The organism is Flavobacterium selenitireducens (assembly GCF_014748335.1).
In the GTDB taxonomy this organism is placed as follows: domain Bacteria; phylum Bacteroidota; class Bacteroidia; order Flavobacteriales; family Flavobacteriaceae; genus Flavobacterium; species Flavobacterium selenitireducens.
The window spans coordinates 148,954-160,562 of the sequence record NZ_JAAVIY010000007.1 but is presented as its reverse complement, the minus strand read 5'-3'; the positions used below and the strand labels follow the sequence as shown (position 1 = coordinate 160,562).

General features: G+C 49.2%; 8 protein-coding genes. All 8 read right to left on the bottom strand.

Annotated features, from left to right (window positions below; all coding sequences use genetic code 11):
* Nucleotides 1–76: 76 nt before the first annotated feature.
* The 8 genes from queA to HC229_RS11885 all read right to left on the bottom strand — a co-directional run bounded on the left by queA (nt 77) and on the right by HC229_RS11885 (nt 11,545).
* Nucleotides 77–1,126 carry a tRNA preQ1(34) S-adenosylmethionine ribosyltransferase-isomerase QueA gene (gene queA / locus HC229_RS11920; RefSeq protein ID WP_191020718.1) on the bottom strand — a complete coding sequence of 350 codons (1,050 nt, stop codon included), beginning with the start codon at nt 1,124–1,126 and terminating at the stop codon, nt 77–79.
* A gap of 137 nt (nt 1,127–1,263) precedes the next feature.
* The gene (locus tag HC229_RS11915) at nt 1,264–1,917 is read right to left on the bottom strand and encodes a hypothetical protein (RefSeq protein WP_191020717.1); all 654 of its coding nucleotides are present in this window, start codon (nt 1,915–1,917) and stop codon (nt 1,264–1,266) included.
* 71 nt (nt 1,918–1,988) lie between these two features.
* Nucleotides 1,989–3,218, bottom strand: a complete 1,230-nt coding sequence (locus HC229_RS11910) for a 3-phosphoshikimate 1-carboxyvinyltransferase (RefSeq protein ID WP_191020716.1) — start codon at nt 3,216–3,218, stop codon at nt 1,989–1,991.
* Nucleotides 3,219–3,302: 84 nt separating this feature from the next.
* Nucleotides 3,303–3,629 (bottom strand): nucleotide pyrophosphohydrolase, encoded by a 327-nt coding sequence (locus HC229_RS11905; RefSeq protein WP_191020715.1) that lies wholly within the window; start codon nt 3,627–3,629, stop codon nt 3,303–3,305.
* Between the two features lies 1 nt (nt 3,630).
* Entirely contained in the window at nt 3,631–5,613 is a 1,983-nt protein-coding gene (locus tag HC229_RS11900; RefSeq protein WP_191020714.1) for a DUF3857 domain-containing protein, read from the bottom strand.
* Nucleotides 5,610–7,622 carry a DUF3857 and transglutaminase domain-containing protein gene (locus HC229_RS11895; RefSeq protein WP_191020713.1) on the bottom strand — a complete coding sequence of 671 codons (2,013 nt, stop codon included), beginning with the start codon at nt 7,620–7,622 and terminating at the stop codon, nt 5,610–5,612. The genes HC229_RS11900 and HC229_RS11895 overlap by 4 nt, the downstream gene beginning before the upstream one ends.
* Complete coding sequence (locus HC229_RS11890) at nt 7,622–9,631, bottom strand: DUF3857 domain-containing protein (RefSeq protein ID WP_191020712.1); 2,010 nt, start codon at nt 9,629–9,631, stop codon at nt 7,622–7,624. Before HC229_RS11890 ends, HC229_RS11895 begins: the two co-directional genes overlap by 1 nt.
* A 3-nt stretch (nt 9,632–9,634) precedes the next feature.
* Nucleotides 9,635–11,545, bottom strand: a complete 1,911-nt coding sequence (locus HC229_RS11885; RefSeq protein ID WP_223845596.1) for a transglutaminase-like domain-containing protein — start codon at nt 11,543–11,545, stop codon at nt 9,635–9,637.
* Between the last annotated feature and the right edge of the window lie 64 nt (nt 11,546–11,609).

Genomic DNA, 11,609 nt, shown 5'->3' with positions numbered 1-11,609 from the left:
TTATCCAAAAAAAATCCCGCTCAATTGAACGGGACTTCTATATTGGTTTAGCGCGGTAACTCAACCGCCCAGACGCTTAAATAATCAACATCGCATCTCCGTAAGAGTAAAATTTGTACCCTTCCTTGATGGCTTCGTCATATGCTTTTTTCATCAAATCGTGTCCCGTAAATGCGGAAATCATCATCAACAACGTCGACTTTGGTGTGTGGAAATTCGTGATCATACAGTCGGCGATCGAAAAATCATACGGAGGGAAAATAAACTTATTCGTCCAACCGTCATAAGGATTGAGCGTCCTGTTCGAAGAAACAGAACTTTCGATAGCGCGCATCGTCGTTGTTCCGACTGCGCAGATCTTCTTGCGTTTTGCGATCGCGTTGTTTACCGTGTCGCAAGCTTCCTGTGTGATTTTAAGTTCTTCCGAATCCATTTTGTGTTTCGAAAGATCCTCGACCTCAACCGGGTTGAACGTCCCTAAACCGACGTGTAGCGTGACTTCCGCAAAATCGACACCCTTGATTTCAAGACGCTTCAACAAGTGCTTCGAAAAGTGCAATCCTGCTGTTGGTGCGGCAACGGCACCTTCTTCCTTGGCGTAGATCGTCTGGTAGCGTTCGGCATCTTCCGGAACGACTTCGCGGTTGATGTATTTCGGGATCGGCGTTTCACCGAGTTCCGTCAGTTTGTTGCGGAATTCGTCGTACGATCCATCGTAAAGGAAACGCAACGTTCGTCCGCGTGACGTCGTATTGTCGATAACTTCCGCCACAAGCGAATCATCGTCACCGAAATACAATTTATTCCCGATCCTGATCTTTCTCGCCGGGTCGACCAAAACATCCCACAAACGCTGCTCCGAATTGAGTTCGCGCAGCAAAAACACTTCGATCCTGGCTCCCGTTTTTTCTTTGTTTCCGTACAAACGCGCCGGGAAAACTTTGGTATTGTTCAAAATGAGCACGTCGCCGTCATCGAAATAGTCGATAAGGTCCTTGAACATTTTGTGCTCGATTGTTTTTTTCTTGCGATCCACGACCATAAGGCGTGACTCATCCCTGTTCTCTGCCGGATATTCCGCTAAAAGTTCTTTGGGAAGATTGAAATTGAAATGTGATAATTTCATGTAAGGAGGCGCCGTTTAAGGATTAAGGTTACAAAAAGGCTTAAACTTGCGGATGCAAATATACGGCTGCCGGATAGGCGTTGTCAAGTGTTTTCGCAAGTAATTTGGAAATGTCAGCAAACGCAGGTGCGCACAGCTTAAAATTTCTCGATTTTGACTTTGGATTCCTTTTGGAGCTGACGCAGATGTACGAAGGCCTGTCGCAATTCGTGTGCGGCGTCCTGGTCGCGCATCTCGATGAGCAATTTGACTTTTCTCGGATCCGTTTTCCTGACGTCGTCCACCTCATTCACCCATATATTGAGAATGCCGATGTTGTTTTCCCGCCTGTCGATAGCCTGGAATTTGAATGCTGTCGAAATATCGTAAAGCTCGCCCTCGTCAACCGGTTTTCCTTTTTTGTTCATGACCACGATGCGCATCACATCGCCTTCAAAAGAGGCTTTGAGACGTCTTTTGTCCGATCCTCTTTGAAACCCGAACTCGTTTATCATGCGCACGATGTAGTCTCTCGTATCGCTTTCCGATCGCTTTTTTAATGCTCCGGTCTCGCCTTCGAATCCGGAATAATCCTCAGATGTCCCGTTGGCGTAATTAATTTCCGAAAGTTGTTTCTTGTCGATCGCAAATTTGGCTCCGCCGGCGTTATCATGCTTGTTGTAAAGCACATCACTGGCGCGCACTTCAATTACTTTCCCAAGGATGATTTCATTATTGCGCTTGACGATCGTGTCCTGGGCAAACAAAGGCAACGCGCCTAGCATCAAGGCAGTTAAAACAGTGTTTTTCATATTCGGATATTGGTTGGTAGCGCAAAAGTATCCCTTTTTCGGACACTCGCAAATGCAGTTTCAAGCCAGTTTCAGATATAGCGCTCCAACGTAAATCCCAGCTTTTGCAAATCACTCCAAAATGTCGGGAACGATTTGGTGACGACCTCGGCATCGTTGATCGCCACAGACGTGCGAAGGCCCAACGGTGCGAAAGCCATGGCCATGCGATGATCGTTGTAAGTGTCCACGGTTACGTTCGGGACAATCGTTTGCGATGCGGCCAACGACAAGCTGTCGTGCGTCACCTCGGTCTTGGCACCAAATTTCGACAGCTCGGTTTTGAGGGCTTCGAGCCGATCCGTTTCCTTTATCTTCAACGTGTGAAGTCCTTCGAGCCTACAACCGATACCTAACCCGAAGCAGGTCACGGCAATGGTTTGGGCGATGTCCGGCGTAGGGCTCAAATCGTAATTGACTTCAGAAAAACGACACTCGGCTGCTTTTCGCAAAACGATGCTGTTCGCCGAATACGACGTGACGACGCCAAAGTCTTGATAAATCCTGTCAAGTGCGCTGTCGCCCTGGAGGCTATCGGCTTTAAACGAGGACAATTCGATTCGCGTCCCAATGTGCGAAAGCGCCACGATCGAATAAAAATAAGAGGCCGACGACCAGTCCGATTCCACGACGAGTTTGGTTTTTTTGATCTCGTTTGCCGGTTTGACAGCGATTCGGTTATCCGCGAAAGCGCACTCCACGCCAAGCTCTTTAAGTAGCGCCAACGTCATCTTAAGGTAAGGGACAGATGTCACGACGCCTTCAAGTCTGATCTCGAGCCCGTTCCCGAGTTTGGGCGCGATAAGCAATAAAGCCGAAATATATTGGCTGCTGACTCCGGCGTCGAGCGTCACTTTATTCGCGTTGAGCTTTTTGCCGACAATTTTTAGCGGCGGGAAACCCTCGTTTTTCACATAGTCGATCTGAGCGCCCAGTTGGCGCAACGCCTCCACCAATATCCTGATCGGACGTTCCTGCATGCGCTGCGATCCCGTCAAGGTTACCGTTCGGTTTTCCTGTATCGAAAAGTAGGCGGTCAGGAAACGCATTGCCGTCCCCGCGTGGTGGATGTCGATTACCTCGGATGTGGCCGAAAGCGCGTTTCTCATGGCGTGTGAATCATCGGATTCCGAAGCGTTCTCGATAGCAATTTCAGGATACAACGCCTGTAGCAGCAGCAAGCGGTTGGTTTCAGATTTGCTTCCCGTGATAAAAAGACGTGATTCGATCGCGATTTGCGACTTCTCAATGGCGATTTTCATAGCGTAAAGTAAGGTACAAAAATAAAAAAGCCGCCTCATCCGGACGGCCTTTCGCTTTTTTATGTAAAAATTGTGGCGCAGGCCTCATCTCAACTTTTCATTTTGGTGATGGCGATCGTGGTCGCGTTTGGTTTTCAAGTCCATTTTTTTGTCGAAAGCAGCCTGGAGATCCACGCCGGTTTGGTTGGCCAGGCAAAGTACGACAAATACCACATCGGCCAATTCCTCGCCAAGGTCTTTGTCCTTGTCACTTTCCTTTTCGGACTGTTCTCCGTAACGACGCGCGATGATGCGGGCCACTTCCCCAACTTCCTCGGTGAGCTGGGCCATGTTCGTAAGCTCGTTGAAATAGCGGACGCCGTGGTCCTTGATCCAATTGTCAACATCGATTTGGGCATTCTTGATATCCATGTCAGGCTTTTTTGAGTACGATTTTTTGCTTTTCTTTCGCTACCATCTCACCGAAAAAACCCTTGATACTAGGATAGAAACCGGAACCTACGAGCATTTGTCCGGTCTCGTAAGTCGCGCTAATCGTAATGGAATTTCCAGCGGTCTGGCAGGCGAGCCTGAAAGATACGACATTTTCGCCTGTGGTAATGTTGACCGATTCCGGCAACGATTCGACGGCAAATCCGTCAGGAATTTTAAGGATGATGATATAACGCGACTGTCGCGGATAGCCGAAAAAAACCGGCATCAACCGTTCCTCGGTGGTAAACGGATTGGCGTGCATCGAAAAGAACAGCATCGGGTCGATGTACAATTTTCCGCCGATGACTTCGGAGTGTTTGGCAGTCGTAAAATCGAACGTTTCCACAACGGGATCGGTCGACCGGTTTTCATTGGCAACCGCATAATTGTCGATCTCGATATTGTCATACAACTGTTCGAGCCGTTCGGCATAACTCTCCTTGTTGGTTCCGGAAAACCGTTCGCGAAATTCAAACCCTGCCAATTCAGACATCTGGACGCGCGTCTTGCCTTGAACGGTTCCGTCCGGCCGCACTTCGCCCATAAGCGAATACGAGCGCCTCGACAGTTCGGGTTTGGTCAATGACATTTCTTCGGAACTGCCGTCCTGCCGCACAAGCCTTCCGCTCCAGTTGAGGATTTTCGCCGGAACAATTCCCGGCGTGGTGTACTTGTTGGAGGCGTCCATCAGCACTTTTCGCCCGTCCACGATTGCGCAGGCCACGACGTAGTTGAACGACGTTTGGTTAGGGAATGCCGGCACGCCGTGATCGATTGTGCTGATGAGCACCGGATAGGTCTCAACTCCGGCCATGTTGAGCATCGCAACCAGCATCAGGTTGATCTCGGCCACGTTTCCGGTCTGGTTTAGCCAGGCTTTTTCAACGCCATCAGCCGTGTAAAATCCATTTCGGTTGTTCCAGCTCATGCGATCCTGGACGAGCGAAAACACCTTTTTCATGCGTTCCGCTTTCGGCTCGGTTCCGGCTAAGGCACGTTTTAGCGGATCCATGAAATACTCGGCTTTTTTGATCTGGGCACCAAAATCCTCATCCTTGTAAATCGTTTGCGTCAGGCTTTCCCAGGTTTGGGAAAAATTGCGCACCGGGGCGTCAGGAAATTGTATCAGTTCGAGTTCGTGATCGACCGACGCCCGGTAATTGTCGACATTGTCCACGTAATCTTCGGATTTCAACGCGGGCAGCTCACTGGCAGAAAGGGTTACCACTTTCAGCGTGTACTGAAGCGAATTGGTTTGTCCGTATTTGTTTTCGAAACTCTGGCTGCCGGATTTCGTGTCTACTTTCGATTGTATCGGAAACAGTCCATTCGTCAAAATCTTGTATTGGTAATTGACTGGAATTTCGCTGACGTATTCGGCATAGTCGACAGGAATCGACCGTTGGAAACGAAAGTTCGGGAACGCGTGGATATTTTCCGAGGTGACGGTATACTTGAATTCTATGATCGACCCGATTTTCACATCCGGAAAGACGACGGTCGCCGTTTTCCAGGATTCGTTCACTTTTTCCTTGAAAACTTCAGACGAACTGACTTTCGTCCTTTTCACCTGTCCGCCGACGAGGTTGTACGTCGCAGCATCCTCTACTCTCAGCTGTTCCGGCTTTAGTTGTTTGTAGCCGATATAGTATGCAATTTCCTGATTGGCCTGCCCCAAACCTTCTTTTTTGTAAATCTTGATCTTCACATTGTATTCGTGGACGGCTTTGAAATGGTGCTCCCTGTCGATTTTGAACGTCGTCTTGGCTTTGCTGAACAATACCGCGGCGGCGGCCGAAGTGTCGATTTGATGCGTTTTTTGTCCGAGCTCGGCAACGGTGACTTTTCCGAGTTGCATTTTTTGGGCTTCAGATACGAATCCGCAAAAAAGAAAGACGATGATGAAAATGGCTCGCTTCATATTTTTTTGAGTACGATTTTTTCGTTTTGCTTGTCGACCATTTTCTGGTAAAAGTCTTTTAGGGAATCGTAATAATCAGGCGCGATTACCGCTTCGTTCATATCGTAATTGGCCGCGATTTGTATAGTGTTTTCGCCCTTTTGGGATACGAAACGGAATGTCCCGAGATTGTCAGGCATGGCCAGGTTCACCGCTGCCGGAAGGCTCTCGATAACGTATCCGTCGGGAAGCGTTAGATTCAGGTTGATCTTTTCCTGGTGCGGATACACGAAATCAATAGGATAATCGCGCTTTTCCTGTCGAAACGGATTGCGGGCCAGCACAAGAAATGTCAAAGGCGAAATATACATTCTGTCGCCAATCACTTCTACGCCGTTGTCGTGCTCGAATGTGAAGGATTCGGTGACAGGTTTCGACATATCGGCATCCATTTCGCGCTTGTAGGCCAAAAGTGCAATGCCTTTGTGGGATTTCTCTACCTTTTCGAGATAACTTTCCTCGTTGAGTGTCGCATTCGACGACCTGAAGTTCATCGCGTTGTGATCAAAATATTGCCGTCTGACCTGGCCGTTGTATTTTCCTTTCGCTTCGACTTTTGCCATGACGTTGACGATCTCGCGCGATTTGCTCTTTGGCATGAGGTCTACGATTTCCGAGCTTCCGTCGGCACGGATCACGCGGCCAAACCAATTGAGGTCGCGAACGGGAAGTATGTCCGGGGAAGCCCATTTGTCGGTAGCGTCCATCAGGATTTTCGAATCGCCGATCTCGGCTTGCACGATTACATAGTTATAAGACGAAAGCGCCGGATATAACGAAACGCCGTTCGAGCGCGTGCTTACCAAAACAGGATTGGCCTTGATTCCCGCCGAACGCAGCATGGCTACAAGCATCAGGTTGATTTCGGCGACATTTCCCGCTTTTTCCTGATACGCCTTTTTGACACCCTTGTCACAGTAATATCCGTACATTCCGTCCCAGTTCATCCTGTCCTTGACCGTTTTGTAGATCGCCTGCAATTTTTGGGACGGGTCGATAGCTCCGGAAACGGCCACGCTCAGATCGGTTTCGAAATATCCGTTCCTTGCGAGTTCGGACCCAAAATCCGAGTTGTCGTATATCGTCCGAACCACGCTTCCCCAATCGTTCGCGTAGGGTCTTATCACGCCGTTTAGCTCTCGCACCGACGCCAGTTCGTGCAGCACCGACGAGGTATAATTGGAAATATTGTTTACGAAACCTTCGTCGTTGAGCGCCGGTACGTTTTGCATGCTGTAGATTTTGACCTGTTCCTGGAAATCGACGTTGTACACTTCGTCTTCCATGTGACCAGTCCTCATATTTTTTACGCGGTTTTTGCCTTCGTGTTTTCGGCGGATGGAATTTACCGCGACCTGAGGTTGCAAACTGCCTTTGAAATGCGGTTGATACACGAAATATTCCGGAATTCCCGTTTCGTACTCGACATAATCGACGGGAATCGCCTGCTGGAAACTCCAATCCGGCATGTTCTGGAAATAAGGCGATGTGATCCTGTACGTGAATTCTACTATCGATCCTTCCCTCACGCCCGGCATCGCGATTTTCTTCCGCGACCAGAATTTGTTGCTCTTCTCGATGAATTCACCTTCCCGCTTTAGTTTGGTCTTCTCGATTTTACCGTCGACCAGGTTGTAGGTCACGGCGTCGTCAATAGCTACTTTTTCATTGTCGCTGCCAGTGTAGAAAGGAATGCTTGCATTGGCCCATTCGTATCCGTCCTTTTTGTAGATCTTGATGCGTTGGGTACATTCTGTGACCATGCTGAATCCCTGGCCGCCTTTGTATTCGAGACGCGTCGAGCCCTTTTTAAATAACACGGCAGCCGCGGCCGAGGTGTCGGATGGGTGCCGTTTCTGGCTCAGTTGCTCAACGGTGACTTTTCCGGGAAGGAACTTTTGTCCCAATAACGCAATCGGGAAAAGTCCGGCGCAAGCCAAAAATGCGCCAGCCAAAAATTGCTTTGTCATCATATTTTTTTCAGTACTATTTTTTCGTTTTGTTTGTCAACCATTTTTTGGTAAAAATCCCTGATTACGGGATATGCTTCAGATGGAACGAGCGGCTGTGCTATTTCGGAATTCACGACCAGCTGCAACTTCGACCCGGTTTGCGCGATGGTGTATTTGAAGCTCCCGAAGTTGCCATCGGTGATCATGGAGACGCCAGCCGGAATACTTTCGACGGCATAGCCTTCCGGAAGCTCGATCAGCACGATGTGCTTCGACTTTACCGCAAACCCAAAATCGACGGGATAATCGCGCGTTTCGAGCTTGAATGGATTTTCGGTCGCAGCCAAAAACAGCAAAGGCGAAAAATAAAGCTTGTCTCCCACGATGTCCGCCGCCTGGCTCTTGCTGAACGAATAGGTTTCGATCACATCCTTGTAATAGTCGGACTCGTTCTCTCTTTTATAATCAACTATTTCGATTTGTCCAGATTGATTTTCGAGTGTTTCGAGATAGTGTTCATTGCTTCGGGCGGTGTTGCTGTTGCGGAAGTCGAGCGCTATGTTCCCCGACAGTTGCCTCCTGACCTTGCCTTCGATTTTTCCGTCTGCCGATAAGGTGTAAGCAAGTGTCCGGTTCTCTGATGCGGGTGAGGCGGGCCACAGGTTCACGTCCTGGGGCTTTCCTTCGCGGTCGACCAGCAGGCCTTTCCAGTTCAGGGCGCGCATTGGCAACACATTAGGCATCGCAAAGGCCTCGGTGGCGTCGAGAAGTACGATCGCGCCATCGATCCGGACGGAACTCACGACGTAATCGAATGCGGAAACGGCCGGAAACAGCGAAATGCCGTGGCTTCGCGTCGACACAAGTACCGGATTGGCATCAAGGCCCGAATAGCGCAACATCGCGGTCAACATCAGATTGATCTCGGCGGAGTTGCCGCTGTGTTCCCTGAATGCGGTCTTTACGCCCTGATCGCACCAGTAATTCCGGAAGCCGTTCCACTTGACGTTTGTCTTGACAAATTGGAATATGGCCGAGAGTTTGTCCTGCGGCTTACTCATTCCGGCGGTAAGTGTCTTGATTTGCTCCTCGAAATAGCCGCTTTTGGAAAGTTGCCCGCCAAAATCATCGTCCTCCAGGATGTTTTTCGCCACATCGCCCCAATCGGACGAATACGACTTGATCGTACTGCCGGGAAATTTCGTCATCATCAATTCGTGGGAAATGCCACAGATGTAATTGCGGTAACTCGACAGGAACTTTTCCTCCTTTATCGACGGCAGGTTTTTCGCCCGGTAAATCGTCGTGGTCTCACTAAATTTCACGTCGACTTCCTCGACATAGGCTTTGATCATTACGCCCTCGGCTTCGTGCTTTTGGCGATAACTGATGGAATTCCGACCTATCTTGGTCTCAACCTCGAGTGTGTAAAATCCCTTTTGGTAATGGCTATAAACGAGATACTCGGGAATGATCGTCCTGAACTCGGAATAGACAACCGGTATCGCATCCTGGAAATTCCATTGTGGCAAGGTGCCAATATTGGGCGATTCTAGCGTGTATTCGAATTCTATGATCGACCCTTCGCGGACGTTGGGCATCGCAATCTTTTTTTGTCCCCAATATTTGTTGAGTTTGCTGTCGAAGATCCCGTCACTCCTGAGTTTGGTCTTTTCGATCTGGCCATTGACGAGGTTATACGTGCACGCATCGCCAAAGGTCAGGCGCTCGCGATTGGCGCTCGCCGCGTCGTAGTAGTTCTTCTCGAAATTGCCCCATTCGTATCCCGCGCTGCCGTAAATCTTGATACGTGTCTTTACGGTGGTGTAAATCCTGAAACCCTTTTCCTTGTCATACCGAAAATTGACTTCGCCTATGCTGAAAAGGATGGCCGCTTGCGCAGACGGATCGGCCGGAAGGGCTTTTTGCTCGAGATCGGCGACCGTGACTTTTTGTATCTCGAACTTTTGCGAAAATGCCGGTGTCGCGATAAGCAGCAGTGTCACCAAGTGTAGAATTTTGTTCATCGCTTAGCCTTTTTTATAAATTACGGCTTTAGCCGAGTCGAATCTCGCAACCTGTTCACAAAACTGACGGTATTCGTCGTATTCGGCACTCGAATAGCTTCCGTCCTTCATTAAAAAAGTGCGTTTGTAGAGGATGTTTTTATCGTCCTGCTTCACGATCTTGCATTCGTATTCGCCAAATTTCGTTTTAAGGCTTGCGTCAGACGGCAACGCTTCCACGGCAAAACCGTCCGGAATCGAAATCGCGATCTCATCCTGCTCGAAAAAACCGCGTTCCACTTCAAACGGATTTTGGCGATTGCGATAGCGCTTCGGCGTTTCAGAATACGGGTTCAGCGCGTTGACGGCAAACATGATGCGCCCGGTGCTTACATTTCCGTAGGCTGGAGCCGATAGTTGAATCGCTTCGGTAAATTCTACCTTTTCCCTATCGTTCCGGAACTCTATCTTATCGAGTTTTAAGTTGGAAATGTTTGCATATGAATTCTTGTAAAACTTTTCTTTGTCTTTGGGAGACAAACGCTCGTTCCGGTAAACCGCGTCATACGCCGCTCCCTTGCTCCTGGTCACGACGGCACCCGTGATCCCGGAATCTTCAGCAATGGCAAAATTTCCCGAAGCAAGCCGGCTGTTGTGCTGTTCCGCAAAAGTTCGGGTCTTCGTGATTTCGCCTCCTTCAGGCTTGATTACCAATACTTCCCGTCCATCGGTAAACATGCCTTGAAACCCAAACGGATTTACTTGGCTCGTACATTCGAGCCAAATATAATCGTCTCCGTTTGGCATCGCCAGGATAGCGTGGTTGCCTTGAGGGGAAACGAAATCGCGCATGAGTCCGCGTCGGGAATCGTCGCCGGCGTACACCAATGTGAAATAAGACGGGATGTCGGCAACAGCCAACAAAGCACGCATATAATTGGAAAGCGCCTTGCAATCGCCATAACCGAGCCGGTCCACATCTGCAGCTTTCATTGGTTTGTAGCCTCCGATTCCAACCTGTATGCTGACGTAACGCGTCCGATCCTGGACATATTGATAGAGTTTGCGCGCGATTTTTATCGGATCCTTTTCCTGGCCTATCAGTTCACGGACTTTGGCCTGCGTTTCTTCGGGAAGCTCGTCTGTTCCCGAAAGAAGGCGGTCGTGGTACCATTTCCCGAACTCCTTCCAATCTGATGCATGGCCGTCAACGCCTTCAAGGGAAAATTTATCGAGCCTGAAACAAACCATAGGCGACATTTTGTGAAACTCCGGGCTGCCTTCCTCTCGCTTCAATGCGGCGATATTACGTGCGGTGTAGGTCAGCGTCCCGGTTTCCTGTTGCCTGGCGATATCGAATTTCGGATCGAAGTTGACTTCTTTGAATCCAAACCCAAGGCCGTCCGGATAGGAAATACGCACCACGTCCTTTTCCGTGCTCACAAAATATCCGCTAAGCGCCGACCAGCGCGGCATTTGGGCCGTATTGGACGTATGGTATTCGCTTTCCATCACAAACGTGAACGGATAGGCGATCGGCGTATAGTCGAGATAAAGCATGCGGTCGTCATTGAATACCGAAAAACCGTCGGCAAGGCTGACGTCCCTGAAATCCTTCTTTTTAAAAACCTTGAGCTGGTAACCCATTTTGTCGTAAACACGCGCCTCGACCCGGGAAATACGCGTCGTCGGGCTATAATAAAGTTGCGTATTGAGGTTGCGCAAGCCGTATTCATTGAGAATGGTTATGACCGTAGTGACCTTTGCCGAGAGTGAATTCTGGGAATTTACCGTGTAGTTTTCCTCATTATAGCGCACGACCGCATTGGCGTTATCCGTCAACTCTTTTGGTATAAGCGCAGAGGCGTACTCAAGTTTTTGAGCGTTCAGTTGTAGCGAAAAAAAGGCGATGCAGAGCAACAAAAGCGATTTCATATCCATAGCGATAGCGGGGCAGGACTTTCATCCGACCAAATAAAACTTAGGAAATTTTTAACAT

Excerpts from the sequence above, each read along its gene's own strand:
- queA (WP_191020718.1), bottom strand. The coding sequence starts at position 1,126 with ATGAAATTATCACATTTCAATTTCAATCTTCCCAAAGAACTTTTAGCG.
- HC229_RS11915 (WP_191020717.1), bottom strand. The coding sequence starts at position 1,917 with ATGAAAAACACTGTTTTAACTGCCTTGATGCTAGGCGCGTTGCCTTTG.
- HC229_RS11910 (WP_191020716.1), bottom strand. The coding sequence starts at position 3,218 with ATGAAAATCGCCATTGAGAAGTCGCAAATCGCGATCGAATCACGTCTT.
- HC229_RS11905 (WP_191020715.1), bottom strand. The coding sequence starts at position 3,629 with ATGGATATCAAGAATGCCCAAATCGATGTTGACAATTGGATCAAGGAC.
- HC229_RS11900 (WP_191020714.1), bottom strand. The coding sequence starts at position 5,613 with ATGAAGCGAGCCATTTTCATCATCGTCTTTCTTTTTTGCGGATTCGTA.
- HC229_RS11895 (WP_191020713.1), bottom strand. The coding sequence starts at position 7,622 with ATGACAAAGCAATTTTTGGCTGGCGCATTTTTGGCTTGCGCCGGACTT.
- HC229_RS11890 (WP_191020712.1), bottom strand. The coding sequence starts at position 9,631 with ATGAACAAAATTCTACACTTGGTGACACTGCTGCTTATCGCGACACCG.
- HC229_RS11885 (WP_223845596.1), bottom strand. The coding sequence starts at position 11,545 with ATGAAATCGCTTTTGTTGCTCTGCATCGCCTTTTTTTCGCTACAACTG.